Below are 24,692 nucleotides of genomic sequence, written 5' to 3'. Positions count from 1 at the left end.
GGTCTACACAATACCTGGTACGAAAGGCTTCTCCGCCTTAGCAACCAGCTGGAGCACACGACGCGCCGCGTGGTAACCGGCCATGCCATGCACTCCCGCCCCTGGCGGAGTCGAGCTACCGGCCATAACAACCGGCGCATCGTTCGAAGAACCAATGACATATGGATCACGAGTAGCCCTGGGCCGAAACAACACTTGCGTTCCACTCATTGCACCGCCCGCAACATCTCCGCCAACAAGGTTTCCGTTTCCTCGCTCCAAATCCTGAGGGCTGCACAAATGAAAGTCGACTATCGAGTGCCGAAAGCCCGGCGCAAATCTTTCGATTTGGAGAATGATCTTATCCATGACCTCCCCGACATAGGACTCCCGATACCCATGGGGGACGTGCGCATACGTCCACAACACCTGCCGATCATGGCTTCCTCGAGATGGATCGGCAACCTGCTGCTGACATACCATGACAAACGGACGCTTAGGCATCACTCCCTTGTGCACAAGCGTCTCTGCCTCTTGAATGTCTTCCATCGTGCCGCAGACATGAACGGTTCCCGCGTCCTTAACCTTGGGGTCCAACCAGGGGACCGGACGATCAACCAAGAAGTCCACCTTGTACACGCCAGTTCCGGGCATCCACTTCTTCAGAGCCCGAAACACGCGCGGCCTCATATCAAAGCCGGTAATTCCAAGCACTTGTGGCGCGGTTACATTGAGGACAATCGCATCGCGCCGCCCAAGCTCACGGAGATCGCTGATACGCGCGCCAGTGTGAAGTCTTCCGCCATATTCCTCCACGACAGATAAAAGCGCTCGAATGACTGACTGGCTGCCACCAGCAGCCACCGGCCAACCTCGAGTCATACCGAGCGCACTGAATAAGAGACCAAAAGCACTGGTAAAAGGATGAGACGGTGGGCAAATCGCGTGGGCCGCCGACCCCGCGAGCAATGCCTTCGCTTGTTCACCGGCGAATACCTGCGAGGCGAGTGTTCGAGCTGGCAACAAGCCGACTGGGCCAAATCGTGCCATTTTGATCGGGTGCCTGGGGACGCGCAGCATTGGGCTGAGGAAGTCCTCCAGATAGTCGTCGATATGCAGGCACAGTTGTGAATGTAGACGACGCCAGCGAGCTCCGTCCTGCGAAGCCTCAGCAAACTGAGTCGCCGTGGCATCCAGACTGGAATACAACACCGCAGCAGGGCCGTCATCCAATGGATGCGCCATAGGGTGGGGAGCATGAAGCCAACGCAGGCCATGTCGCTCGAGCTCCAGGCTAGAGAACGCTGGGCTTGCTATTCCAAACGGATGACCAGCTGCCCCGAGGTCAACAATGGTGCCGCTGCCAAAAATCTCGCTCGACGAACGTGCCGCCCCGCCGGGCTCACTATTTGCCTCATAAACCTCGACGTCCACGCCTGCCTTAGCTAGCACAGCAGCAGCAGTCAATCCGTTTGGGCCTGCCCCTACTACGGCCACTCTGACCATTGCCTACCCTTTCACAGTCGCAGTTTCCGTAAAGACATCATGAAGCCCTCGGTGCGAGGAATCACGATGCATTGTCACCAGAAGAACAGACACAACAAGTACTTCAACTACCTCGCCAATCACCGGCACTGCTCCAAACAATATCCACGCATTTCGCGTGAAACTGGCCCACCAGCTCGGCACTCCGCCATTCCGACTTACGACCGAAAGACCGCAGAGAAGCTTGCCTGGAGTTTTCCCCCAAAGCGCCTGCATTATCGCAATGGCGGCATAGATAGCCGCGGTGACCACTACAAGGTCTCGGCCGTGAAATGACGGCCCCCCAAACAAGGCACCGACAGCGAATACCCCTGCAAGCAAGAAGTAGTCGATAGTCGTTGCGATACCCCGTTTCCAGATCAACGAAGGAACCATGGACTACATATCCTCCAGATCTTTGAACAAGGTGACCGCACTGTCCAGTACAGATTCCGAGCGGTTCGACAAGATAAACAGCGCTTGCTTACGCCCAGGTGCTACCACAAGTGCGGAGGCAAAGCCGAAGGATTCGCCGTCATGTACAAACACCTCTCCGTTTTCTTTCTCCAGCCAGCTGCTAGGAGAGATTCCCACGTTGCAGAGATACTCGGCATATTTGGCTAAATCTTGAGGAGTTGAACGGAGCCCGGCTGCAGGCAGGAATCCCGACATTTCCCAAGGCTGCGCCTCATATCCCGCGCCGTTGTATCCGCGCGGGGCAGAGGCGGAAACACTCCCCTCTTCCATGAGAAATGTTCTATCCATATTCAACGGACCCAGAATCTCTGCGTGCAGCACTTCCGCAAAAGACTCACCTCTGTTTTCCGCCAAGAGGTTGCCCAATAGCGCATAACCTACGTTGGAGTAGTGATACTCCCCTCGACCTTTCAACGCTGATTCGCCAGCGATCTCATACACCCGTTCCACTGAAATCCCCTGGTATGGGTTCCTCCCGATCAGGGCCTTGACTGTCGGCCACACGCCGATACTGCCCACTCGGGGCAGACCACTAGTGTGGTTTGCCAACTCGGCCATTGTCACATCACCTATCTCGGTATCGGCAAACCGATGCGGAGAGATCTCGGACACGGTTGTTCGCTCCGTTATCCTGCCGCTGGCGAGCTCAATTCGAAACAGCTCGGCAGTGAAAGTCTTTGTGAGAGACGCGATTTCAAACTCAGTATCGGGGGTGGTCCCGAAACCCGCAAAACGTACCGCCCCGTTATCCAGATACACCACTGAGACTGCTGAGTGTTTACTCTCCAGTAGTTGCCGGACCTTTTCCGCCAGCTCCTCATCTCCTTGTGAGCTCTGCATAGCTTTCGGCAACGGAGGGGTGCCGAAAAAGGACAGCGCGATCAATAGGACGATTGCCACAGTAGAGACGGCCTTTTTGGCATCAAGAGGACTCATATCAATGCTCCTCAGCGGCAGCGACCAAAACCAACAATGGCAAGATTCGGGCAGCCGGAATGGAGTATCGTCCTTCGTTGTCCTTAGCTACCCACCCACCGGACTGCATTTCACCTAAATGGTGATAGGCCTTACCGGTTGAAGATACAATGCCCTGTCCCACTAATTCGAGCACCGTACGCGGCTGCCCCAGCAGCTCAGCCAGAATCGTGCGGCGCACAGGATGGGCCAGCGTTGCTAAGCGCTCCAAGCTACGATCCCATGCTTCCTCACAAAGAAAATGCACGGAGCGATGCCATTGATAGTTCAGCGGAGAACCGTTCAGTGCGATGTTGCCAGAGAAACTGATAGAGCCGGACAACCCATTAGTTGCCGACCGTTCGGCTTCCACGTCCTCATTGCGGAGCCCGGGCTGTGCTCGCTCACCTCGTTCAAGGATTGCCACTCTTTCTTCCAAGCGAGCAAGCCTGAAAGCAAGATCAGTGAAATCACCTAGTTGATTTTCCATAATTTCACAATACCGTAATAAGTGGACAGTTCACGACTGCATCACCCCGCAAGCGCTTCACCATCCACCCCCACGCCTAACCCCCGTTATCAAATTTATTGAAGAACCTTGGCCTTCCAATAAATCAGAACGCTTCGCACCAAAGTTCCCCAATTGGCAGGTTCAACCCCCTTTTGTATCGACCCAACTTTTTGGAACATTGTACTGGTAATACATTTCATCATCGAGTCTCTTTCATCGGTTCGGTTGCGAAAACATCACCCCCCTCTAATATTCGTACCTGGGTCACGAAGAGACCCACAATGTATCCCATTCTCTCATCTCAGGAGAACATCATGAAGAATCGTCTTCGCAACACCGTCATCGCTCTCGCGACGGTTACCGCCATCGCTTCCGGCTCTACCACCGCAATGGCCTTCGACTCCGCACCAGCGCGAGCAGAAGTACCAGCCGTTGCCGTCCAGGACCATGCAACTGCCTTTGACGCTGCAATGGCCGATGCTGCCACCGCAGAGGACACTGCTGACGACATGGCCACCGGCCAGTGGCCAGCAGTGGTGGTCCGAGGCGCAACCTGGGCCGGCAAGCAGCTGGCGAAGGGCGCACTGACTGAAGCAGGCAAGAAGCTGATCGGAATTTGGTAAGACGGGCCCAATCAGCCTCCTTCTAACAAAGTGCCGGCCTAGAGTCTTCTAGCCGGCACTTTGTTCCCTCCATCTACCAACTTGAAACCACTTAGGTAAGAAGATGTCGACACCCACTTACTCCAAACTTCGGCGCGGGGTGACAGTGCTGGGATTAGCCTCCACCGTCACCTTTGCGTTGTTAACCGTGACCTACAACCTGCCAGAGAGCCATATGCGCAACCAATTCACCGCCGTCGACAACATCATGGATCCGGTATTCACGCAGCGATGGACACTGTTTGCACCAGATGCCCCGGTCAGCGACGTCGGCATCCTCGCAAAATACGAGTCGGATGACGAGCAGAAGGAGTACGTCAACCTTACAAGTCCTGAGATCGCGCAAAGCCGCGAGGGGATCATCCCACGGAAGTCCACCCGAGAAATGGGTTCGCTGGCGCAGTCGTACATTTCCAGCGAAGAAGCCGTACTCGGCAAGACCTCCGATGCAACCGTGCCGCCATTCGCTTTCCTCGCCACCAATGAACAAGTCACACAGGCGGCCGAAGAAATCGAGGAAAGCCATCCTCTTCTCGTGGAATCTCTTACCAAGGACAACGAACGTCTCGCCCTCGCCGCTTTGGAACGACTTGGAGGAAACGAACTAAAGAAGCGCTGTCACGAAGATGGCGGAACCATCACCATCCGCCTGGTCGCAGTTTCCATTCCTGGCCTTGATGACCAGCGCGAAGAACCGGGGATTCGCACTTTAAAGCCGCTAACTTGTGGGGTTGATTTCGATGCAGTTAAGTAACCTGATAACGACTCTCGAGCGCACAAAGCTTTACCCGAGTCATGGAATGGCAATGGTCCGAATCGGTTTCGGTATTGCCATCCTCTTATCAATCGTTCCCGACATCCCGGCGTGGAATTCCGTCTGGGGTGCAGAACGAAGTTTCCTTCCGACATCAGCAAACACGGCTGCGGTGAGCCACGACTGGCACTCGCTCCTGTTGGTCGGTGTCTGTGCGTTGACCGCACTTACCATGTCGCTGGGATTTCTCACCCGCCTGAGTACCCTCGGCACGCTCATCACTTACCGCTCTCTGTGCGATAACAACCCGCTTTTGACAGATGGCGGCGACAACCTCCTTCATATTGCCTTGATCTTTCTGATCTTGACCAATGCATCAGACGTGTGGAGTTTCGACGCTCGATTTCGCCGCCGTCACCCATTCTCGCTATCAACACAATCCTGGTACCTGCCGATCGCGAACTGTGCCTGGATGCTTTTCGTCTTTCAAGTGTGCGTCGTCTATACCATCGCCGGCTTGGCCAAAGTAGCTGGTAATACGTGGCTTGCTGGAGAGGGTGTTAGTCGTAGTCTCACCTCAATTCAATTTCAGAACTTCCCGTGGCTAAGCAATTTCATGCTCGGTTTCGAATGGGTTTTGATCCCTGCATCATTCCTCACGGTGTTTATGCAGATCTACTTCCCATTCCTCGTGCTCAACAAATGGAGCCGGATTCCAACTCTCATCATGTTCTTCCTATTCCATGCTTCGATTGGCATCGTCATGGGGTTGGTCAGTTTTGCCGTCGTCATGATCTCTGCCGAGATGGCCTTCGTCCGAGATAGCTCGGTACTCCGAGCCAGAAAATTCCTACACAGTCGGCACGTGGAAACACAAGAAGCCAAAAGTACTAGGTCCGAAAAGCCTTTGGCCCGAGTGGGTTTCGTCCGCACATTCCGAAACGAGATAGCCTCATGAAACGGAGAGCAATTCTTGCCGCTGCCGTCGTGTACTCAACTTTTGTTTCTCCGTCCCACGCGCAGGAGCAAGCTGAATCAACACAAATGATCGTCCGCACATCTGACCTCGATGGGACTGTTGCTGGTCTCATCAAGATGACATGCTCGGACGTTTCTACCTTTGACCTTGGCCTCAGCATGTCACTACTGGACTGTGAGCTGAAGCCCGGCATATCCGACGCCGAACTTGCCTTGCAACTTAGCAATGATTCCAACGTGCAGTGGTATGAAAAGGACGAGAAGGCAATGGTCGTCGAAAAGCAGCATGTGACCCGCGCCCTTCACCTTGCCCAGCAACAGAGCGCCGCAGCGCAGACACCAGACTTGCATTGGAACATTGAGAGCTTCGGGTTTCGCGAGGCATGGAAGCATTCCAAGGGAGCTGGAGCATCAGTAGCTGTACTTGATTCGGGAATCACCGCACACCCAGCACTTGAAACTGCTGCAGCACCGGGAGTGGATGTGATCGCAAAGCCAGCCAACTCTCGCGACGGCGACGGACGGGACAACGATCCCACAGACCCTGGAAACTGGACAGAAGTGGGTCAATGCGGCAATGACGACTTCATCCCCTCGACTTTTCACGGCACGATGGTAGCTGGTGCCGTCGCCGACAGCGGCAGCAATCCGTTCGGTGTCATTGGCACAGCACCGGAGGCTAGGATCGTGCCGGTGCGCATAGCTGGCCCTTGCGGAGCCGCGGTCAGCGACATGATCTCTGGGATCTTATGGTCAGCAGGTTACGAGGTCGAAGGTGTCACTACTCGGGACACGCCAGTTGATGTCATTAACATCTCTTATGCGCTCCGCAAGGAATGTTCTCCCGGACTACAAGAGGCAATCGATGCTGCGAGACAGAAAGGGGTAAGCATTGTCACGTCAGCTGGAAACTACAGCGAAGACGCAGCACTCTACAGCCCCGGCAACTGCCAAGGAGTCATCAACGTAGGCGCCACCAATCTCGAACTGGGTCAAGCCAAGACCTCGAATGGTGGCGAAGCTGTAGCCATTTATGGCCCAGGTGGCGACTACGCAGACGATGTGGCAGTCGCAACGACAGAAGGGCAACGAGGGCCCGAACAGTTTTCTTACCGCTACCGAGGTGGCACCTCCATTGCGGCACCGCACGTAGCCGGCGCACTGGCACTTCTGAAAAGCCACTACCCGAACACTCCAACTGAAGCACTGGAACAAGCACTCCTGAAATCAGCAACTGCCATTGCAGGTATCAAGGTATTAAACGTTGGCAACGCCTTCACCATCCTGCCGGAAGCAGAGTCCCCTAGTGGAAGCAGTTTGTCCTCTTAGCGCGCGACTGAACAAAGTCACCTCATAAGAAAACCCGCCCACCAAAGGTGAGCGGGTTTTGCAAAGAGTGAAGCGAGATTACTTGAGGGTAACCTTTGCGCCAGCCTCCTCGAGCTTAGCCTTTGCAGCCTCAGCGTCGTCCTTGGAGACACCCTCGAGGATAGCCTTAGGAGCGGACTCGACGAGCTCCTTAGCTTCCTTCAGGCCCAGGCCGGAGACGATCTCGCGGACAACCTTGATGACGCCGATCTTCTTAGCGCCAGCGTCCTCGATGACGACGTCGAACTCGTCCTTCTCTTCCTCAGCAGCAGCGCCAGGAGCAGCAGCGCCAGCGGCAGCAACAGCGACCGGAGCAGCAGCGGTAACCTCGAAGACCTCTTCGAATTCCTTGACGAACTCGGAGAGCTCGATCAGGGTCATCTCCTTGAAAGCCTCAATGAGCTCGTCCTTGGTGAGCTTAGCCATAATGGTATTCCTTTCGGTTGCGAACAATCGGGATGAAAGTAGGTGACCCGAGAGTTCAAAGTATGTGTTTGTGGTTGTTTAAGAGCTTATGCCGCAAGGGCAAGAACTCTTAACCTTCCTTCTTCTCCTGGAGCGCTGCAGCAAGGCGAGCGACCTGGGAAGCAGGAGCGTTGAACAGGCCAGCGGCCTTTGCCAAGTTGCCCTTCATGGCGCCAGCCAGCTTTGCGAGAGTGGTCTCGCGGTTGTCCAGCTCGGCGATGGCGTCAACCTGAGATGCGCTCAGAGCGTTGCCATCCATGTAGCCACCCTTGACTACGAGAACCTTATTGTCAGAAGCGAACTTCTTCAGTGCCTTAGCAGCGTCAACAGCCTCGCCCTTGATGAAAGCGACAGCGGTCGGGCCGGTAAGGAGATCGTCAAGGCCCTCGACGCCAGCTTCCTTAGCAGCCAGCTTGAGAAGGGTGTTCTTGGCGACGGAGTACTGGACATCAGTACCAAGAGCACGACGCAGCTCGGTGGTCTGAGCCACGGTCAGGCCGCGGTACTCGGTCAGCACGAGAGCGTTAGCCTCTGCGAAACGAACCTTAAGTTCTGCCAGAGAAGCAGCGTTCTTTGGGTTTGCCATTACTTCGCCTCCTTCCTCATTCATGTCTATGTGTTGATCCGCCGAGACTCTTGCGCAAAACAAAAGCCCCGTGCAAGAGCACAGGGCGCACATACTCCAAAAGGAGGGTGAACTCTAAGTGTCTCCTGCGTGGGCCGTTCCATTAAGCATGGAAACCTTCGGATGCAATGCATCGACCGACGGTCTTTGGTGAAACTTGAGTTAGGCCAAACGGCCTTTCAAACTTCTCGGGCAAGCTTAGTAAATTGAATTCAAACTTGCAAATTCACGAATGGTTCGAACGGTAGAAGCCTGATGATAAACCAGCCCAGAAGGGCTATTCCCACCATGTAAGGTGCCCCGCGCACCCGCTCCCATCGGGGAATGCTCTTTCCCGCCATCCCTGCGATCCAGGCGAGGAAGCTCCAGGCCACCAGCACGATCCCCACCAAAGCCAGGGCATTGTAGTCAACGGCCGAGGCGAAGTCGAAGTGCATCAGCGAGTAGATGGCTCTTAAGGATCCGCAGCCGGGGCAATTGATGCCAAATAACGCCTTCGTGGGACATACCGGCAAGATACCGCCTGGGGTGGTGGGGTCGGCGGCATAAATGATCGCGCATCCGCAGGCGGTGACGGCTGCCGCCGCCACCGGACCTAGCGCCGTATGGGCTAATCGCCCTTCAAGCTCCGCGATACGCATGCCGCCAGCCTCCTGTTGTTACCTAATACTGCGTCCCGACATAAGAAACCGAAAAGATAACGTAGCCAATACTAAAGATGATCCCCACGACAGCTGCGATGATGGCCCACAACTTGGCCTTATTGGAGGCATCGAGGGCCTGGTCATACTGACCCTGATTCCAGTAGTTATCCACACGGGTGGAGAAGTAGATGCTCACCGCGCCGATCGGCACACAGCACAAGATGGTCCACACCAGGTAGTTATTCGGCTTCTGACCGGGGTTAGGCATACCGGAGCCGGCACCGAAGGCGTTAGCGCCCCCGAAGCCGTTGGCACCACCTGCACCGTAAGGGTTGGCTCCCCCGCTAGCGCCAGCCGGTCCATTGTTGCCCGCGCCGAGGTTGTTCTCGTCGTTGTCGCCGGGGTATGGGGTATGTGGGTAAGTCATGTGTCATTCGCTTTCTTAGTCGACCTTCGTCTTCTCGCCCGCGTGATTGCTGGGCTCCCAGCCCCCTGAGGTCTTAAGGTCCTTGTGATCAACCTTGATGCTTGCTCACGCAGCATGAAGGCCTAGGACGCGACTGGCCAGAAGATGTCGGCTGCTTTTGCTCTACTGTGCTCTCGTTACTCTGGATGTGCGTAGACTTATCCTGCCCCATGCCACACCGCCGTGAGCTTTTATTCTCACTGCCTGTGCGACATTGCCCACCATGCTAAAGCAGAAGCTGCACTCGTGCAGGAAATAATGCACGGTCATGATGAAACCGTTATCTTTAAGCCATCCCGCAAACGTGACTCCGGCAAGGCTATCTCGTCTGCTCACCGCCACCAGTCACAACAAAGACAAAGGCTGGAGTACGTCAATAATCCGAGACGAACTCTCCCCTACCCCCTATTGCCGGCCGGCTGCTCCCCTTCAAACTGAACCCGTCCCTGTGAGACCGCCTCGACGAGAGCGGGCACCACAAACAGGAGCATGACTGCGATCCCGACCAAGGTAGCCCCAAGGGCACACCACTTAGCCTTGCGAGACATTTCCACAGCCTCGGCGGGCCTGCCTTGACACCAATAGTGTTCCACTCTGGTTGAAAAATAGATCCCTAGCTCCCCACAAGAGGCGCACAACAAAAGAGCATGGAAAGGATTGCCCACGCCAGGTAGGTGTGCGGCATGGCCTCCCCAGGACCGCGGGCACTTAAGGGCTGAGCGGTCCCACCAGCTCCGGGCGGCGGCGCAGAAGGAGGCGGCACTCTACCCTCCGGATCAGTGGGCATTGGGTCGCCGTCATTGCCTAAGACACCCATGTGGTTTTGCTTCCTTGGACAACGTTAGAGCTTGCTCAGGCAGCAACGCCCGAGCCTTGCTCACCGCGAGCCCGCGCGCCCCGCCACTGCTGCGCCATTTCACCTTAAGCCGTGTCGTCGCACCGACGTCGCGGGCTACACGTTTGCGATGCTGTCCCGCACCACCACGACACGAACGCGCGTTGTTCCTGCGATCCTAGGCCAAGCGAGCGCCTCGAGGCGATGCCTTTCGAGAATCTTCATCAAAAAGTAACCGCTCGTTGTGCCGTGCCCCCAGATCTGCGGCCTATGGGCGTCGGAAAGCAAAAAAAACGGCACCACCGATGAAGGTGATGCCGGAAAGAAACGCTGTCCTTTTATGAGCACCCGCGGTGCTTTTTGTGGTTGCCCCGCATGGCTGTATTTATGGCTTAAGCCTCGCCGTAGTTGCGGGTGACAGAGGGGTCAACCGGAACGCCAGGGCCGAAGGTGGAGGCCATGGTGACCTTCTTGACGTAGATGCCCTTGGAGGAGGACGGCTTGATACGGATGATCTCGTCGAGGAGAGCGCCGTAGTTCTCAGCCAGCTGCTTGGCGTCGAAGGAAGCCTTGCCGATCATGGCGTGCAGGTTGGAGGCCTTGTCCACGCGGAAAGAGATCTTGCCGCCCTTGACCTCAGAGATTGCCTTAGCAACGTCGGTGGTCACAGTGCCGGTCTTCGGGTTAGGCATGAGACCACGCGGGCCCAGGACGCGGGCGACGCGGCCAACCTTAGCCATCTGATCCGGGGTTGCGATAGCAACGTCGAAGTTGATGGTGCCAGCGGTGATCTGCTCGATCAGCTCGGTGGTGCCGACGATGTCAGCGCCTGCAGCCTCAGCCTCGGTAGCCTTCTCGCCCTCGGCGAAGACGGCAACACGGACGGTCTTACCGGTGCCGTGAGGCAGGGAGACGGTGCCGCGGACCAGCTGGTCAGCCTTGCGCGGGTCAACGCCCAGGCGGATGGCGACGTCGACGGTGGCGTCGTAGTTCTTGGAGGAGGTCTCCTTGACGACCTCGGCGGCCTTCAGCGGGGTGTAGAGGCGACCCTTGTCGACCAGCTCAGCGGCGGCGAGATATGCCTTGGAACGCTTGCTCATTGTGAATCCTTCAGAGTTGAAAGTGTATTGAAAAGGATGTGTGGTGCGGGCCGGAGCGGGCCCTTCCACGGGCGAGGCCAGGAGATTTTGGCCTCGCCTTGGGTGATGGAGGATTAGTCCTCGACCACGATGCCCATCGAACGGGCGGTGCCGGCGATGATGCGGGCAGCGTTGTCGATGTCGTTGGCGTTGAGGTCTTCCATCTTGGTCTGGGCGATCTCCTTGACCTGGGCCATGGTGACCTTGCCGACCTTCTGGGTGTGCGGCACGCCGGAGCCCTTCTGCAGGCCAGCGGCCTTCAGCAGCAGCTTGGCTGCCGGTGGGGTCTTCAGCTTGAAGTCGAAGGAGCGGTCTTCGTAGACGGTGATCTCAACCGGAACCACGTTGCCACGCTGGGATTCCGTAGCGGCGTTATAAGCCTTGCAGAATTCCATGATGTTGACGCCGTGGGCACCCAGGGCCGGACCGACTGGCGGAGCCGGGTTAGCAGCGCCTGCCTCGATCTGCAGCTTGATCAGGCCTGCAACCTTCTTCTTTGGAGCCATCTTTTTTACCTGCTTCCTTGTTAACGGATTTCCCGGGCCGAGGAGATGGTTAACAGCCCAGGCAACCGTCCGGATGCCTAGCCCAACTAGGAAGCCCCACTTGGCAGTGGTTCTACCGTCTTCGCGTAGCTAGGCCACCGGGAAAAATACGATTGAACGCGCAAAAAACACGCGATTTAATAGCCTACAGCAAAATCCGCCGGAACCCCAAATGTCTTTCGGGGCACCAGCGGGCTCACTTGTGCAGCTTATCAAGCCTTCGGGCTTAGGAGATCTTCTCGATCTGGTCGAAGGTGAGCTCGACCGGGGTCTCGCGGCCGAAGATCGACACCAGCGCCTGAATCTTGGAGTTCTCGGCGTCGATCTCGTTGATGGTGGCGGAAACGCCTGCCAGTGCACCGGACAAGATGGTGACGGCCTCGCCAACTTCGTAGTCCACGGCCACGGTGGGCTTGGCGGAATCGGTGGGCATGGCAACGACCTTCTCGCCCTCGGCGTTGGTAGCAGCGGCCTCGGCATCGCCGGTGACGACTTCCTGCGGCATGAGGAACTTGGCTACGTCGCGGTGCTTGACCGGGGTGGCGTTGCCCTCGTTGCCCACGAAGCTGGTCACACCCGGGGTATCGCGCACCACAGACCAGGCGCGGTCGTTGATATCCATGCGCACCAAAACGTAGCCCGGCAAAAGCTTGCGCTTGACCAGCTTGCGCTTGCCGTCACGGATTTCCTGCACCTGTTCGATCGGCACGACGACATCATAGATGGAGTCCTCCACCTCGAGGGTCTGGGCGCGCATGTCCAGGTTGGTCTTTACCTTGTTCTCATATCCGGAGTAGCACTGGATGATGTACCACTGGCCAGGTAGCTTCTTAAGCTCACGGGTGTAGGCGCGCAGGCGTGCCTTGTACTCTGCGTCCGGCTCGGCTTCCGCATCCCCGAGTGCGGCGGCTGCGGCCTGGGCGTCAGTTTCCGGTGCAGGCTCAGCGGCAGGCTGGGTGGCCTCGGCATCCTCGTCCACGGAATTCGTTGCCTCTACGGCCTCGTCGAAGGCTGCTGCGAAAGAGCCGCCCTCGTTTTCCTCATCGAAAGCATCGGCGAAGGATGCGTCACTCATGTATCTCTCCTGTTTCGTGTGTGATCACTTGCCCGGGTTTTGCTGCGCCCCGTGAGCCTTGCGCGGGATTGGTTTCCCATCTTACCGCCGTTTGTCCCCGTTGCCCGCCGCAAAACATGTGCTTTTGCTTTCCGACGTTGGCAGGTTGGACGGCACCTAGTGCATAAATTATCCCGCCGTTTCTTTTACTCAAGAACTCGGCGGGATGATTCAAGTGTTTTTATCCTAGCTAGGGATTGAGGATCTTCTCAACTCCGAGGCCTGCGAGGAAGTCCACGCCCGCCACCAAGGCGGTCATGAAGATGAGGAAGCCAAAGGTGATGAGGGTGTAGTTGACCATCTGACGCGTGGTTGGCCAGATGACCTTCTTCATCTCGGAGACAACCTCAGGCAGGAACTTGGCAACCTTGTTGCCCTCCGCCTTGGCATCATCATCGGAGGTGGCGGCATTCTTCGCCTCAATGCTGGCGGTGGTAGCGGTGGACACGCCTGCCAACTGACGCTTGCCGGTGGGGCGTGCAGCGCCCACCTTCTCTGGCTGTTCTTCGGTCACAGCGCTCCTCAAGTCAACTTTTGGGTATTGATGTATGTGTAGCACCGCCCTCAAGGCCGTGGGCAGCAGCGGTCGCTATTCAAGTAGACGAGTATATCAAACTCCTAGGCCCATTTTCTTATCTAGCCTTAAATTTCATACCCAAGACGAAAGGCCAGAATGGGTTTTCCCACTCTGGCCTTCGATTCTGGCAGGGGCGACAGGACTCGAACCTGCAACCTACGGTTTTGGAGACCGTTGCTCTACCAATTGAACTACGCCCCTTCGAGGACTAACCCCAAAGCCGCTCCACGAAGAAATGCCATATGCGTCCCCGTGCAACGAAAGGCTACTTTATCAGACACCCACCACCTAGAACAAACCAGCGCCTACCCACGGCGAATCCCCACCACAGCGGACACAGCCCTCCCCCACTCAAATGGCACGAACACACACCGACACGGCCTCCGTGCAGCGATAGAGCCTTCGGCAAATACGGAGTGCCCGCCAAAGTTCTTTGCCCAGCAGGACGCTCAGGATCTCTACGCCTTTTCGGAACCGCCTGCAGCTTCCTGCCGTCAACATCTATTCGGCTAATTCTCAAACTTCAGACTAGATCCCTCTAGAATCCTCCAGGCTCGCCTATCGCAATCCATACTTCAGGCCATCCGCATGACCCTAGAATCAGCACTTCGGTGACGGTCATACCATTGCATAAGCGAAGGCAATAAGGCACGCGCCGTGAAGGCCTTTCCAGCCCTCGATGCACAATGCATTCTCATTTCACCCCCATAACGGGCGTCTCGGAGACTTACACGATTTTTTTCCGTATAGCCCGCGATAGCCCGGCCTTCCGGCATCTCAAGGACGGTAAATACCAAGAAGCCCCAGCAGCCTGGGCTGTTGGGGTAAATGGTAGCGGTGGAGGGACTCGATCCCTCGACCTCACGATTATGAGTCGTGCGCTCTAACCAGCTGAGCTACACCGCCAAACTCGTTGCACTCTAACCAAGGCTAGAAAAACAACAGAGCCCCCTGACAGAATCGAACTGTCGACCTTTTCCTTACCATGGAAACGCTCTGCCGACTGAGCTAAGGGGGCACAGCCTCTTCGAAGTAGTGCGGTTTGTGTTCCGCCCTGCTCCCTGAAGCCTCCAAAAGATTAACCCGAACAACATAACTTTAACAAATCTGCAGCCTATGGCCACTTTTTCTGCACTTTTTTTAGCTCTAAAACACATGTGTTGATCAGTCACCATGCAACTGGGCGTAGCGCACTTATTGGCACGGGTTAAATAGCTACCCCGGCGGCCTCCATCGGCAGCACATCGGAGCCTCGGTACAAGCGTTTGGAAAGCCAAGCAAAGCTGGCACGGGAAAACGTCGAGCACCGCAGGAAGCCTGTGAACGTCGGAAAGCAAACTCGACGCGGATGCGCCCACCGGACACTGACTTCCTCACGAGCAGGTGTCCACAGATACAGCGAAGCCAGCAGGTGCCGATGTGTAGGCGAGGGCGACAGAGGCGAACTCTTCGACGAGGGTTACGAGCAATGCCAAACAGATCCCCTGCGCGGGAGCGGGCGCGTTCTCACGGGCATGGCAGACACACATTTTGTCCAATAACCCACATTTTGCTACCCAAGTCGACGCACAAGATATCAAGGCTTACCAGGCTCGCTTGAAGGACTAAGGAGCACGATCCGTTTCCGCCGGCCGTGGTCCCTCGGTGCCGACGGGTTATCAACGGCGAAGAAATAATCGCCGGAAGACGCAGAAAAACCCAGTACCGAAGTACTGGGGTTTAACTGTGCCAGGTAGAAGATTCGAACTTCTGTAGGCAATGCCGACGGATTTACAGTCCGCTCCCTTTGGCCGCTCGGGCAACCTGGCGTGCACCGTGGTGCGCTACATACTGTACTACGAAGGGCACCGGGTAATGCAAATCGGCAGTGTGTACTGGCTTTTTGAGGCGCTATCCCACACGTTTGGCGGCAAACTGCGCCAAGGTGCGCAAGGCGTTGGTGGTGGAATTATCCGGCAAGGACTCCAAGGCGCGCTCGGCCTCAGCAAGGTGGAAGGAAACGTCGGCAAGGGCACGCTCACGCCCAGTGGACTGGTGCAGGAGCGCAAGGACCTCGGCGACCTCCTCCTCGTCGGTGACAGGACCAGTCAGCATCGCGCGCAGCTTATCCCCCACCGGGGTTTGCTCCGCCAGCGCATAGAGTACGGGCAGGGTAAACACGCCCTCACGCAGGTCGGTGCCCGGGGTCTTACCGGATTCCTTGGGGTCGGAGAAGATGTCGATGAAGTCATCGACGATCTGGAAAACCATGCCGATGGCGGAACCGTAGGCCTCGAGTGCCTTGATGTGCTCTGGCTTCGCGCCCGAATGGATGCCACCGAGATAGCCTGCCGAGGCAATCAAGATGCCGGTCTTCTCGGCGATGACCTTCATATAGTGCTCAATCGGATCGGCCGCACCGGCGCCGATGGTCTCGCGCATCTGGCCGGTGACCAGCACGCCGAAGGTGTCGGCGAAGTGCAAAACCGTCGGGGCGCCGAGCTCACCCATGAGGCGAGACGCATGAGCCAGAAGGATATCGCCGGCCAGGATGGCCACGGAGTTGTTCCAGCGCGCGTTGGCGCTGGGCACGCCGCGGCGCCGCTCAGCCTCGTCCATGACGTCATCGTGATACAAGGTAGCCAGGTGGGTCATCTCCACCACGACGGCCGCCTTGATGACGTCGTCGGACAGCGGCTTGTCACCGTAGTTGGAGGCTAGCAGCGCAAACATCGGACGGAAACGCTTACCGCCGGCGGCGGCGAGGTGCATGACCTTGTCGGTGACAAAGTCTTCGCCCTTATTTAGCTCAGCGCGCAGCAGTGATTCGACCTTGACAAGGCCATCGGTGATAGCTGCGTTGAGGGCAGCATCGCCTAGATCCACCCGCGCCCCAACAGCCGCATCCCCGTGACCTGCCTGGGGCACCTGTGCACCGTCGCTCATGCGTTCAAAGCCTCTTTGCTCGATCGAAGGCCAAAGTGAAACCACCCGGTTTGGGCATAGTTGACCCTCTGTTTCCTATCTCTTTCGCCTTAACCGTAGTCGAAATAGCCCCACAAGACATACCCGGGGTGTTCGATGAGGATTATCAGGCGCACGTTGTGTCCTTACGTAGCAGAGTGTGACAATAGTTCGGTGACTGTTGACGCAAGCGAATTCTGTGATGTCCTCGTCGTGGGCGCAGGCCCTGCCGGCTCCGCTGCCGCCTGGCACTGCGCCCGCCGCGGGCTAGAAACGATCGTGGTGGACCCGCAGCCCTTCCCGCGCGACAAGACTTGCGGCGATGGGCTCACCCCGCGCGCGGTACATCAACTAGTCGAGCTTGGCCTCGCCGATGAGATCACCGCCCACTATCGCTCGCTCGGGCTCAAGCTGCATGGCTACGGCGGCAGCGTAGAAGTTGCCTGGCCGGCCTCCGCGTACGGCACCACCAGCTCAGCGATGCCGCGGATGGAGTTCGATGATCTGCTCATCAGGACCGCCGCAGCCCGCGAGGAGGTCACCTTTTACCCCGGGGTGGGCGCAGCTAAACCCCACTTCGCCGCCAACGGGTCTATCTCCGCCGTAACGCTTTCCGACGGTCGCAGCATCAAAGCGGGTACGGTCATCGTCGCCGACGGCGTCCGCTCCCCCTTCGGCAAGCTGCTGGGGCGCACCTGGCACAAGGGCGAGGTCTACGGCATCGCGGCTCGCTCCTATTGCACCACCGATCGCGGCGATGAGCCGTGGATCCACTCCCACCTGGAACTGCGCGACGAGCAGGGCGTCATCCAGCCCGGTTATGGGTGGATCTTCCCCTTGGGCGACGGCCAAGCAAACGTCGGATGCGGCGCGCTGAGCACCGATGCCCGCCCGGCAAAGATCAATACAAAGAAGCTGTTGCACCACTATGCCGCGGCCAATCGCGGCGAGTGGAACTTCGGGCAACCGCGCAAGGTTGCCTCCGCACTGCTTCCGATGGGCGGTGCGGTCAGCACCGTGGCAGGCCCCAACTGGATGCTCATCGGCGACGCCGCCGCCTGCGTGAACCCGCTCAACGGCGAGGGCATCGACTATGGGCTCGAAACCGCGAAGCTGGCCGCCGAAACCGTCGATCCGCACCGGGACCTGACTTTGCTGTGGCCACACCTTTTGCGCAGCCACTACGGCGACGCTTTCCTGTTGGCCCGCACGGCCGCGCGCCTGCTGACCTACCCAGCGTTCCTGCCGGCGGTAGGCCCCATCGGCCTGCGCAAGCCTTTCAGCACGGTGCTCATGCCGGCGGCCGTGCGGCTCATGGGCAACCTCATCACCGAACAGGATCGTGATCTCGTCGCCCGCGCCTTCCGCGCCGGCGGCAGGGTGCTGCATCGGTTTAATCCCGACGCCCCGTTGTGGAGCTAGCAGGGCGAGGTGACCTGATTGGGTTATGGCACGCTTGTTCGATGGGGTTAGTTGGCGGGCTTAGTTGCCACATGGAGGGCAACCACGCCGAAGGTCAGATTGACCCAGCCGCAGCCTTGCCAGCCGGACTCATTGATTGCCTTGGCCAGGTCTTCCTGCTTGGGCCAAGCCCTGATGGAATCGGCGAGGTACTCGTAGGACTCCGGATCACTGGCCACGGTACGGGCGATCGCCGGGAGGGCGCGCAGCACGCCTTCCTTGTAGATGGTCTTGACAACCGGCACGGTTGGCGTGGAGAACTCAGCCACCACGAGGCGCCCGCCAGGTTTGGTCACCCTCGCTAGTTCTTTCAGCCCCGCGCGGTAATCATGGATATTGCGCAGACCATAGGAAATGGTGACCGCGTCGAAGCTATTGTCGGCAAAGGGCAGGTGCATGCCATCGCCCACGACCTTGGGCACATCCCGATCCTTACCCGCGGCGAGCATGCCCTGAGAGAAATCACAGGCCACGCACCACGCGCCGGATTTTCCTAGTTCGACGGTGGAGACGGCGGTTCCCGCGGCAAGGTCGAGGACGCGGTCGCCGGGGCCGATGCCTAAGACCTCGCGGGTGTGCTTGCGCCACAGGCGGTCGAGGCCGCCTGTGAGCACGGTGTTGGTGATGTCATACTTCGCACCCACCGCGTCAAACATGCGAGCAACTTCGAAGGGTTTCTTATCTAGTGATGCCTTAGCCACCTAGCCGATTCTATATGGCGCGATCATGCTTTGACACAAGCCCTGCACGCAGTGGTAGGTAGAACGTTCGGGCTACCGCGCTTATATTCGCGCACCCAGCGCTTTTTGCGCCCACCTGGGCAGCGCCGGGCGCTGCCCGATTATCGTCAGCGGAACCTCCTGGGTCGAGCTAATGACCGCCGAGTAGTGGTCGAGGAGCTGATCACATAGCGCCTCCCACGTGCGGGTGCGCACCCCGCGTCGCGCGGCCTCCCTGGCCTGACCCCCACGGGCGAGGACCCGGTCCACCGCACCGGGCAGGTCCCGCTCAAAGGTGGCCACCTCGAGCAGCTCACCATTGACACCTGGAGTAATGAGATCGATGGGACCACCCGCCCGCGGGGCAATCGTAGGCACACCAGAGGCCTGCGCCTCCTGGATGACCTGGCAGAAGGTCTCAAACTCGCCGGTGTGAACCAACACGTCGAGGCTGGCATAGGCTTTCGCCAAATGCTCGCCGCTGAGGGAGCCTAGGAACAAGGCATTCGGCATGAGCCGCTCAAGGTTTTCTCGCTCGGGCCCGTCGCCGATGATGACGAGCTGGATATCGCTTCGGACATCCAAGCCGGCTAGGCGCTGCACCCCCTTTTCGCTGGCCAGACGGCCAACAAAGCCCACGATTTTCTTACCCTGGCCCCACTTGCCCCGCAGCTGCTGGGAGCGTTTCGCCGGGTGGAAGCGCACGGAGTCCACGCCCCTGCCCCAGCGGTAGATGTTGTTGATGCCGTGGATCTTGAGGGCATCGATCGTAGGCGAGCTCGGCGCGAGCGTGCGCTGCGCCATATTGTGGATCGTACGGGTCCAATCCCAGCTCGCGGCAGCCAGTGCCGCCAGGTGATAGCGCTGCGAGAATCCAGCGACGTCGGTTTGATACACAGCGACCGCCGGGATACGCAGGTGGCGCGCCGCGAACGCGCCTGCGGCCCCGAGTACGAAAGGCGAGGCAAGATGCACCACGTCCGGCTTAAATTCCGCCAAGGTGTGCAACACGGTCGCCGAGGGAACCCCGACCGGAAGCGAGTTCACCAGGGGCACCATCACCGTGGCCACGCGCACGATTCGGGCACCCGCGTAGTGGGTGATCTCTTCTTCATGGTCACGGGCACCTGGGGCTATCACGATAGCCTCGTGCCCCCTGCGCTCAAGGTGTTCGAGCACCCTGAGCACGGAGTTTGTCACGCCATTGACGTTAGGAAGAAAGGCTTCCGCGACGATTGCTACACGCATACGCCAGATACTCCCCTTCCTCGGTCAACACCCATCGACTTCGATGATAAGAGTTGCTGTCCCTTCGCCAAACTTCCGATGAATCGAACAGGCAACGTTTACCGTATTTTCAACCAAAAACCATTGACGGGGAAATATTCACCGACTACGGTGTGCCCCATAGCACATTCTTGCTCGCTGAGGCTTCGGGTTTTCACTCCGCAGAGAAACCCCGGAGCCTACGTTCTTTCTAGGGACTTTGCCCCTTCCCCCTCACGAGAGGGAGCGCGCGGGAAGAAACTACAAATTACAAACTACGAACTACAAACTACAAACTACGCAGAAAACAACCAGTATTTAAGGAATACGATAATGATCACCGATCGCACCACCGCGCCTTCCTCCACCAACAACAGCGTCTCTCGCGAGGGGCTCGGAGCCATTACCAAGGGGGCCGTTGTCCCAGCGCCAGCCATCACCCCTACCGCGAACGACCCCACCTCACAGCTGGCACACCCCTCCCGTAGGACGATTCTGGGGGACATCACCGGCAGCGTCGGTGGGCTGTCCGCCGCCGCCCTTGCCGGGGTGGCGGGATTGGTCAACGCTGGGAAGTTCAGCGATACGAACGCCTAGGACGTGGGCACGCACACCGCGCCGGTTGAGGACTAGGTCCGACCGGCGCGGTCTTGTGCTTGAGACTTCCCCTATTGCAGCTTGATACGGATCTCCGGGTGCATATCCACGTGACGGAGCTTTTCCTTGCGCGCAATGAAGCGCCGGGTTACCAGATTGATAATCCACCAGATCAGGCCGAAAACAATGGTCACCACAGCCGCAGTGGAGGTCGCGGGTAGGAAAGACAGCGTCCACTTCCGCCCCTCCACCTTGACCAGGTCCGGGTCAGACTTGGCATAGGTCACCCAGACCCGTTGCCCCTCACCCAAGCCCGTCGGGTACAACAGCCCGGTGGCCGGGGAATGATAGATCCCCTCCTCGTCTTGATACTCCACGGTGGTGCGCCACCGCGACACGTCAGTCACCTTCGCCAGCGCCCGCCCGGGATCAGACTCGATCGTACGGTCGTTGAGGCCGGCACCAATCACCATGCCCACGCACCCCACCAGCGCACACGCGTACAGGAACAATGCCAGCTGATGCGCACGGCGTCGAATCCCCTCCGGGCGATAGTTAGGAATCTGAGCATGGTGAGCGTTCATTGCATGGCCACCTTCGCAGCGAGAGCCTCATGCATGGCTCGGCGAGTTGTCCGGGTGGTGCGCGCCTCGATCACATGGAAGCCACCGATGTCGGTGGTATCAATGAGCGCCTCTATCAACCCCTGCAGTGAATCAACCCCCAGGTAGTCGACCTCATAGGCTGCACACAGCGACTCGATGTCCACCCCGTGCGGGGTCCCGAAAGCTCGCTCGAAGCTGGGGCGATAATCCTCCCCACCAATCTCCAAAGTCTCGAAGATTCCCCCACCATCGTCGTTAGCAACCACGATAGTGAGGTTTTCCGGGCGGGCTGAATCCGGGCCGATCAGCAATCCGCCTACGTCATGCAGGAAGGTTACATCGCCTACCACGGCCACGCTGCGTGGAGCTCGAATCTCGTCTGGATGCGCCGCCTGGACGGCCAGCGCCACGCCGATCGCCTGAGAGGTCGTGCCGTCGATCCCCGCCGTTCCTCGGGCGGCGAAGGTATCGACACCATCAAAGGGGAGCCCCACCAGGCTCGCATCGCGGACCGGATTCGAAGAGCCAAGGAAAAGGGTATCTCCCGTGGCGAGGGTGTCTCCGACCGCTGCCATGGCGTGGAGCCCTGTAAATCCAAACTCCTCATTGTCGAGCACCTCTCGCACGGACTCCGCTGCCAGCTCGCTTGCAGCCTCGCAGAGCTTTACCCATTGCGCGCTGGGCGCACCGGATACCTTCACGCGCGAGCCTACCGCCGCAGCCCGGCGCGCGGGATCCGTGACCACCTCATTCCGAGTGAGCACGAGGAGCTCCACCTCCGGGTCTTCGATCAAGGCCAGGACCCCACGATGCAAAGTAGGGTGCCCGACCACCACCACCTGAGCGGGTTTGGTGTCTACGACATATCCCTCTGCTGAGACCTGCTGCTTGGAAAATACTCCCGCCGCCAACGGGTGGATGGGGCGAAATGGCGCAGGCGCGGTTGGCTCAGCGATGGTGGGAACCTCGGCGAGCTCCTCGGTCTCCCAGGCCTCATCGCCTGCGATGACAATGGTGTTCTTGCTAAGGTCCACCTCGATCTCACCGTGGTCGACGCGCTCAAGGCGCGCAGGGCCCGCCTTGAGCAGCTTATTCTCGGCGTCCCCCACCACAGCGGGCAGGCCGTCCACGAGCGGGGTATCCAAGGCCACGTTGATATGAACTTGGCCGCGCTGGAAGGCCTCATCGAAGACCGACCGAAGCTGGTGCAATTCTTCGCCCTGCACGCGTTCCTGCGTGATCTGGACGGTGTCGGCGACGTCGCCGAAGATGCCACGCTGGGTGATGGTTTGGTTTGCGCCTGTCCCCAGCAGCCTTTCAGGCCGATCAGCAGATATCATCGCCAATGGAACGTGGGAATGGGAGGCCTCCACCATGGCAGGCAGACAGTTGGCTACGGCGGTACCGGAGGTGGTGACCACGCCGACATGGCGCCTGGTGGCACGGGCCATTCCCAATGCCAGAAAGGACGCGGAGCGCTCGTCGATGCGGGTGTGCACGCGGATGTCGCTGCGTGCGAGCAACGCCAAGGACAGCGGTGAGTTCCGCGAGCCCGGGCAGATGACCACATCTGTCAGGTGACGTGCGAGTTCGGCGGCGACCAATTGGGCTAGCTCGGGCGAAGAAATCATGGTTCCCATTCTAGGGTCACCGCGCGAGGCTTCCGCTTCTAGTGGGCCACATACGGCGCCGCCTACCTACTGCTCGTGTGCCCGTTCCTCTTTCGCTCCGCTTGCCGCCGACGTACAGGAGCGATGAAATCCAGCCGGCCGCCTTTCGAGCGAGCGAATTGAGCTATTCCTTTTAAGAACGTTGCGTACTTAAATGTGAAAAGGTAGAGTTAGGAACGTTGCGTACTTAAACCACCACACCACCCAAGAAAGGTTCCCTTTCATGGACGACCACCCCACACCTCGCCGGCGTCCGCGACGCACCCACCAGCAAATCGAGGAAGCCATTCTCGGCGCGACCAAACGCTGCATCTTCGAAGGCGGCTACCCCCAGCTCACCTTTGAGCGGGTAGCCGAGTACGCCGAGGTTTCCAAGCACGTGATCTACCGGCGCTACCCTAACCGCGCAGCTTTAGCCATCGCCGCAACGTCGAGCTTGCTTCATGCCACATACGGTGACACCCCCGATACCGGAAGTCTCCGCAGCGACCTTTTGGCATGGTGGCGGATTCGCAACGCCGCCCCTAACCCCAAGGCCATGAGTGTGCTTCGTGGGACCCTGGCAGATGCCGGACCTGCAGAAATGGAACAATTCGAAAAGGTTGCGCGCGATATGCAAGCTGTGGTTGAGTCCTCCTTGCTTGCTCGAGCGGTTGCCCGCGGTGAGATCACCGAGCCGATCCCCGAAGGCATTTCCAAGCTGATCGTCCTTATTGTTCGCGACGGGGCTTTCTTCAACGCCATGTCTTATCGGGAGTTCGAAACCATCCTTGATAACGCCATTATCCCGGCGCTCCAGCGGCCGCAAGCTACCCCGGAACCCGCGGAGGACTCTCACCTGCACGCTCAATCCAACCTTCATCCCTAAACCGCTCCTAGAAAGAACCACCGTCATGCACGCAATCAAGACCGAGGGCCTGGTGAAGAAATTTGGCTCCTTCACCGCCTTGAACGACCTCAACCTCACCGTCGACAAGGGCGAGGTACACGGATTCCTGGGACCCAATGGCGCAGGCAAGTCCACCACCATCAGGGTTTTACTTGGATTACTCAAAGCCAACGCCGGCCGCGTCGAACTCCTCGGCGGCGACCCCTGGAAGGACGTCCTGGAGCTTCACAAGAAGCTCGCGTACGTCCCCGGTGACGTCACCTTATGGCCGGGGCTTTCCGGCGGAGAGGCCATCGACCTCCTGGGCAACATGCGCGGCGGGCTCAATCGGCAGCGGCGCGCCGAACTCATCGAGCGCTTCGAACTCGACCCCACCAAACGTGGCCGCCAATACTCCAAAGGCAACCGACAAAAGGTCGCGATCATTGCCGCATTGGCGTCTGACGTCGAACTACTCATCCTCGACGAACCCACCTCCGGCCTCGACCCGCTGATGGAGGCCATCTTCCAGGACGAGGTCGCCAAGCACAAGGCGCGCGGGACAACCGTCTTGCTTAGCTCCCACATCCTTTCCGAGGTAGAGGCGCTTGGTGATCGCGTATCTATCATCCGAGCCGGTCATATCGTACAAACCGGCACGCTCGAACAGCTGCGCGGCCAGGCGCGCTCCCATATCGCAGTCACGCTCGACCAGGTTCCACCGCTTGCGATTGCAGGTCTTGCCGACGCCAAGGTGGACGGCCATCGCCTGCAGGCGACCGTGGATCCGGCCGAGATCGACTCGGTACTCGCGCAGCTTCTCCCACTGGGAGTCAGTAATCTCAGTGTCACTCCGGCCTCGCTGGAGGAGCTGTTTTTGGATCTCTATGGCGACCATGACGACGCACACCGCGCAGACAACCCTGCCATGCGGAAGGAGGCCTAG

Annotated in this window: 26 protein-coding genes and 4 tRNA genes; 8 read left to right on the top strand and 22 right to left on the bottom strand. The window is 58.6% G+C overall.

Annotation, left to right across the window (positions count from 1 at the left end; genetic code table 11):
- Nucleotides 1–3: 3 nt before the first annotated feature.
- The 4 genes from PAB09_RS02075 to PAB09_RS02065 are packed head-to-tail and all read right to left on the bottom strand — an operon-like array spanning nt 4 to nt 3,424.
- On the bottom strand, nt 4–1,485 hold the full coding sequence (locus PAB09_RS02075; RefSeq protein ID WP_271034443.1) for a phytoene desaturase family protein: 1,482 nt from the start codon (nt 1,483–1,485) through the stop codon (nt 4–6).
- A gap of 3 nt (nt 1,486–1,488) precedes the next feature.
- Nucleotides 1,489–1,899, bottom strand: coding sequence for an RDD family protein (locus PAB09_RS13290; protein WP_442873691.1), 411 nt, complete (start codon nt 1,897–1,899; stop codon nt 1,489–1,491).
- A 3-nt stretch (nt 1,900–1,902) separates the two neighbouring features.
- Nucleotides 1,903–2,916, bottom strand: a complete 1,014-nt coding sequence (locus PAB09_RS02070) for a serine hydrolase domain-containing protein (RefSeq protein WP_271034442.1) — start codon at nt 2,914–2,916, stop codon at nt 1,903–1,905.
- A gap of 1 nt (nt 2,917) precedes the next feature.
- A complete protein-coding gene (locus PAB09_RS02065; protein WP_271034441.1) occupies nt 2,918–3,424 on the bottom strand; it encodes an ArsR/SmtB family transcription factor in 507 nt (168 codons plus the stop codon).
- A gap of 335 nt (nt 3,425–3,759) precedes the next feature.
- On the opposite strand from PAB09_RS02065, the gene PAB09_RS02060 reads away from it, so the two are divergent.
- The 4 genes from PAB09_RS02060 to PAB09_RS02045 all read left to right on the top strand — a co-directional run bounded on the left by PAB09_RS02060 (nt 3,760) and on the right by PAB09_RS02045 (nt 7,168).
- A complete protein-coding gene (locus PAB09_RS02060) occupies nt 3,760–4,068 on the top strand; it encodes a hypothetical protein (protein WP_271034440.1) in 309 nt (102 codons plus the stop codon).
- Between the two features lie 103 nt (nt 4,069–4,171).
- Nucleotides 4,172–4,861: a DUF5819 family protein gene (locus PAB09_RS02055; RefSeq protein WP_271034439.1), complete on the top strand. Its 690-nt coding sequence runs from the start codon at nt 4,172–4,174 to the stop codon at nt 4,859–4,861.
- Between the two features lie 52 nt (nt 4,862–4,913).
- Nucleotides 4,914–5,819, top strand: a complete 906-nt coding sequence (locus PAB09_RS02050) for an HTTM domain-containing protein (RefSeq protein WP_271034438.1) — start codon at nt 4,914–4,916, stop codon at nt 5,817–5,819.
- A complete protein-coding gene (locus PAB09_RS02045; protein WP_271034437.1) occupies nt 5,816–7,168 on the top strand; it encodes a S8 family serine peptidase in 1,353 nt (450 codons plus the stop codon). Before PAB09_RS02050 ends, PAB09_RS02045 begins: the two co-directional genes overlap by 4 nt.
- Nucleotides 7,169–7,246: 78 nt before the next feature.
- On the opposite strand, the gene rplL is transcribed toward PAB09_RS02045, so the two are convergent.
- The 14 genes from rplL to PAB09_RS01980 form a co-directional block, all read right to left on the bottom strand.
- Complete coding sequence (gene rplL / locus PAB09_RS02040; protein WP_271034436.1) at nt 7,247–7,633, bottom strand: 50S ribosomal protein L7/L12; 387 nt, start codon at nt 7,631–7,633, stop codon at nt 7,247–7,249.
- A gap of 109 nt (nt 7,634–7,742) precedes the next feature.
- Nucleotides 7,743–8,258, bottom strand: a complete 516-nt coding sequence (gene rplJ, locus PAB09_RS02035) for a 50S ribosomal protein L10 (protein WP_271034435.1) — start codon at nt 8,256–8,258, stop codon at nt 7,743–7,745.
- A gap of 251 nt (nt 8,259–8,509) precedes the next feature.
- Nucleotides 8,510–8,938 carry a DUF2752 domain-containing protein gene (locus PAB09_RS02030; protein ID WP_271034434.1) on the bottom strand — a complete coding sequence of 143 codons (429 nt, stop codon included), beginning with the start codon at nt 8,936–8,938 and terminating at the stop codon, nt 8,510–8,512.
- A gap of 22 nt (nt 8,939–8,960) precedes the next feature.
- Nucleotides 8,961–9,368 (bottom strand): CD225/dispanin family protein, encoded by a 408-nt coding sequence (locus tag PAB09_RS02025; RefSeq protein ID WP_271034433.1) that lies wholly within the window; start codon nt 9,366–9,368, stop codon nt 8,961–8,963.
- A 437-nt stretch (nt 9,369–9,805) separates the two neighbouring features.
- Nucleotides 9,806–10,000 carry a hypothetical protein gene (locus tag PAB09_RS13285; RefSeq protein WP_442873690.1) on the bottom strand — a complete coding sequence of 65 codons (195 nt, stop codon included), beginning with the start codon at nt 9,998–10,000 and terminating at the stop codon, nt 9,806–9,808.
- Nucleotides 10,001–10,634: 634 nt separating this feature from the next.
- Nucleotides 10,635–11,342 carry a 50S ribosomal protein L1 gene (gene rplA / locus PAB09_RS02020; RefSeq protein ID WP_271034432.1) on the bottom strand — a complete coding sequence of 236 codons (708 nt, stop codon included), beginning with the start codon at nt 11,340–11,342 and terminating at the stop codon, nt 10,635–10,637.
- Nucleotides 11,343–11,455: 113 nt separating this feature from the next.
- Entirely contained in the window at nt 11,456–11,887 is a 432-nt protein-coding gene (gene rplK, locus PAB09_RS02015; RefSeq protein ID WP_271034431.1) for a 50S ribosomal protein L11, read from the bottom strand.
- A gap of 265 nt (nt 11,888–12,152) precedes the next feature.
- The gene (gene nusG, locus PAB09_RS02010) at nt 12,153–13,001 is read right to left on the bottom strand and encodes a transcription termination/antitermination protein NusG (protein WP_271034430.1); all 849 of its coding nucleotides are present in this window, start codon (nt 12,999–13,001) and stop codon (nt 12,153–12,155) included.
- A gap of 229 nt (nt 13,002–13,230) precedes the next feature.
- Nucleotides 13,231–13,554 (bottom strand): preprotein translocase subunit SecE, encoded by a 324-nt coding sequence (gene secE, locus PAB09_RS02005; protein WP_271034429.1) that lies wholly within the window; start codon nt 13,552–13,554, stop codon nt 13,231–13,233.
- A 188-nt stretch (nt 13,555–13,742) separates the two neighbouring features.
- Nucleotides 13,743–13,818: transfer RNA gene (locus PAB09_RS02000), tRNA-Trp, on the bottom strand.
- 628 nt (nt 13,819–14,446) lie between these two features.
- Nucleotides 14,447–14,523 (bottom strand) — tRNA-Met (locus PAB09_RS01995).
- Nucleotides 14,524–14,562: 39 nt separating this feature from the next.
- A tRNA-Thr gene (locus PAB09_RS01990) sits at nt 14,563–14,635 on the bottom strand.
- A 708-nt stretch (nt 14,636–15,343) separates the two neighbouring features.
- A tRNA-Tyr gene (locus tag PAB09_RS01985) sits at nt 15,344–15,425 on the bottom strand.
- A gap of 82 nt (nt 15,426–15,507) precedes the next feature.
- Nucleotides 15,508–16,542, bottom strand: coding sequence for a polyprenyl synthetase family protein (locus PAB09_RS01980; protein WP_271034428.1), 1,035 nt, complete (start codon nt 16,540–16,542; stop codon nt 15,508–15,510).
- Nucleotides 16,543–16,734: 192 nt separating this feature from the next.
- On the opposite strand from PAB09_RS01980, the gene PAB09_RS01975 reads away from it, so the two are divergent.
- Nucleotides 16,735–17,982: a geranylgeranyl reductase family protein gene (locus PAB09_RS01975; protein ID WP_271034427.1), complete on the top strand. Its 1,248-nt coding sequence runs from the start codon at nt 16,735–16,737 to the stop codon at nt 17,980–17,982.
- Between the two features lie 47 nt (nt 17,983–18,029).
- Here PAB09_RS01975 and PAB09_RS01970 read toward each other — a convergent pair whose 3' ends face one another.
- Together PAB09_RS01970 and PAB09_RS01965 are read right to left on the bottom strand one after the other, a co-directional pair.
- Nucleotides 18,030–18,722 carry a demethylmenaquinone methyltransferase gene (locus tag PAB09_RS01970; protein WP_271034426.1) on the bottom strand — a complete coding sequence of 231 codons (693 nt, stop codon included), beginning with the start codon at nt 18,720–18,722 and terminating at the stop codon, nt 18,030–18,032.
- A gap of 81 nt (nt 18,723–18,803) precedes the next feature.
- The gene (locus tag PAB09_RS01965) at nt 18,804–19,988 is read right to left on the bottom strand and encodes a glycosyltransferase family 4 protein (protein WP_271034425.1); all 1,185 of its coding nucleotides are present in this window, start codon (nt 19,986–19,988) and stop codon (nt 18,804–18,806) included.
- 351 nt (nt 19,989–20,339) lie between these two features.
- Here PAB09_RS01965 and PAB09_RS01960 point away from each other — a divergent pair, with 351 nt between their 5' ends.
- A complete protein-coding gene (locus PAB09_RS01960; protein ID WP_271034424.1) occupies nt 20,340–20,603 on the top strand; it encodes a hypothetical protein in 264 nt (87 codons plus the stop codon).
- 71 nt (nt 20,604–20,674) lie between these two features.
- Here PAB09_RS01960 and PAB09_RS01955 read toward each other — a convergent pair whose 3' ends face one another.
- Nucleotides 20,675–21,187 (bottom strand): DUF3592 domain-containing protein, encoded by a 513-nt coding sequence (locus tag PAB09_RS01955; protein WP_271034423.1) that lies wholly within the window; start codon nt 21,185–21,187, stop codon nt 20,675–20,677.
- Nucleotides 21,184–22,839, bottom strand: coding sequence for a 2-succinyl-5-enolpyruvyl-6-hydroxy-3-cyclohexene-1-carboxylic-acid synthase (menD, locus tag PAB09_RS01950; RefSeq protein WP_271034422.1), 1,656 nt, complete (start codon nt 22,837–22,839; stop codon nt 21,184–21,186). Before menD ends, PAB09_RS01955 begins: the two co-directional genes overlap by 4 nt.
- 262 nt (nt 22,840–23,101) lie before the next feature.
- On the opposite strand from menD, the gene PAB09_RS01945 reads away from it, so the two are divergent.
- Together PAB09_RS01945 and PAB09_RS01940 are read left to right on the top strand one after the other, a co-directional pair.
- Nucleotides 23,102–23,746 (top strand): TetR/AcrR family transcriptional regulator, encoded by a 645-nt coding sequence (locus PAB09_RS01945; RefSeq protein ID WP_271034421.1) that lies wholly within the window; start codon nt 23,102–23,104, stop codon nt 23,744–23,746.
- 25 nt (nt 23,747–23,771) lie between these two features.
- Nucleotides 23,772–24,692 (top strand): ABC transporter ATP-binding protein, encoded by a 921-nt coding sequence (locus PAB09_RS01940; protein ID WP_271034420.1) that lies wholly within the window; start codon nt 23,772–23,774, stop codon nt 24,690–24,692.

This window comes from Corynebacterium sp. SCR221107, assembly GCF_027886475.1.
GTDB lineage: Bacteria > Actinomycetota > Actinomycetes > Mycobacteriales > Mycobacteriaceae > Corynebacterium.
The sequence above is the reverse complement of the archived record's forward strand: the minus strand, read 5'-3'. Positions and strand labels throughout refer to the sequence as shown.

What these genes read in the sequence shown, in the direction of transcription:
- PAB09_RS02045 (WP_271034437.1), top strand. Translation starts at nt 5,816, where the DNA reads ATGAAACGGAGAGCAATTCTTGCCGCTGCCGTCGTGTACTCAACTTTT.
- nusG (WP_271034430.1), bottom strand. Translation starts at nt 13,001, where the DNA reads ATGAGTGACGCATCCTTCGCCGATGCTTTCGATGAGGAAAACGAGGGC.
- PAB09_RS02025 (WP_271034433.1), bottom strand. Translation starts at nt 9,368, where the DNA reads ATGACTTACCCACATACCCCATACCCCGGCGACAACGACGAGAACAAC.
- rplK (WP_271034431.1), bottom strand. Translation starts at nt 11,887, where the DNA reads ATGGCTCCAAAGAAGAAGGTTGCAGGCCTGATCAAGCTGCAGATCGAG.
- PAB09_RS02030 (WP_271034434.1), bottom strand. Translation starts at nt 8,938, where the DNA reads ATGCGTATCGCGGAGCTTGAAGGGCGATTAGCCCATACGGCGCTAGGT.
- PAB09_RS01980 (WP_271034428.1), bottom strand. Translation starts at nt 16,542, where the DNA reads ATGAGCGACGGTGCACAGGTGCCCCAGGCAGGTCACGGGGATGCGGCT.
- rplL (WP_271034436.1), bottom strand. Translation starts at nt 7,633, where the DNA reads ATGGCTAAGCTCACCAAGGACGAGCTCATTGAGGCTTTCAAGGAGATG.
- PAB09_RS02055 (WP_271034439.1), top strand. Translation starts at nt 4,172, where the DNA reads ATGTCGACACCCACTTACTCCAAACTTCGGCGCGGGGTGACAGTGCTG.
- PAB09_RS01955 (WP_271034423.1), bottom strand. Translation starts at nt 21,187, where the DNA reads ATGAACGCTCACCATGCTCAGATTCCTAACTATCGCCCGGAGGGGATT.
- PAB09_RS02065 (WP_271034441.1), bottom strand. Translation starts at nt 3,424, where the DNA reads ATGGAAAATCAACTAGGTGATTTCACTGATCTTGCTTTCAGGCTTGCT.
- rplA (WP_271034432.1), bottom strand. Translation starts at nt 11,342, where the DNA reads ATGAGCAAGCGTTCCAAGGCATATCTCGCCGCCGCTGAGCTGGTCGAC.
- PAB09_RS02060 (WP_271034440.1), top strand. Translation starts at nt 3,760, where the DNA reads ATGAAGAATCGTCTTCGCAACACCGTCATCGCTCTCGCGACGGTTACC.
- PAB09_RS02075 (WP_271034443.1), bottom strand. Translation starts at nt 1,485, where the DNA reads ATGGTCAGAGTGGCCGTAGTAGGGGCAGGCCCAAACGGATTGACTGCT.
- rplJ (WP_271034435.1), bottom strand. Translation starts at nt 8,258, where the DNA reads ATGGCAAACCCAAAGAACGCTGCTTCTCTGGCAGAACTTAAGGTTCGT.
- PAB09_RS13290 (WP_442873691.1), bottom strand. Translation starts at nt 1,899, where the DNA reads ATGGTTCCTTCGTTGATCTGGAAACGGGGTATCGCAACGACTATCGAC.
- PAB09_RS02050 (WP_271034438.1), top strand. Translation starts at nt 4,914, where the DNA reads ATGGTCCGAATCGGTTTCGGTATTGCCATCCTCTTATCAATCGTTCCC.
- PAB09_RS01965 (WP_271034425.1), bottom strand. Translation starts at nt 19,988, where the DNA reads ATGCGTGTAGCAATCGTCGCGGAAGCCTTTCTTCCTAACGTCAATGGC.
- PAB09_RS02070 (WP_271034442.1), bottom strand. Translation starts at nt 2,916, where the DNA reads ATGAGTCCTCTTGATGCCAAAAAGGCCGTCTCTACTGTGGCAATCGTC.
- PAB09_RS01945 (WP_271034421.1), top strand. Translation starts at nt 23,102, where the DNA reads ATGGACGACCACCCCACACCTCGCCGGCGTCCGCGACGCACCCACCAG.
- PAB09_RS01940 (WP_271034420.1), top strand. Translation starts at nt 23,772, where the DNA reads ATGCACGCAATCAAGACCGAGGGCCTGGTGAAGAAATTTGGCTCCTTC.
- menD (WP_271034422.1), bottom strand. Translation starts at nt 22,839, where the DNA reads ATGATTTCTTCGCCCGAGCTAGCCCAATTGGTCGCCGCCGAACTCGCA.
- PAB09_RS01960 (WP_271034424.1), top strand. Translation starts at nt 20,340, where the DNA reads ATGATCACCGATCGCACCACCGCGCCTTCCTCCACCAACAACAGCGTC.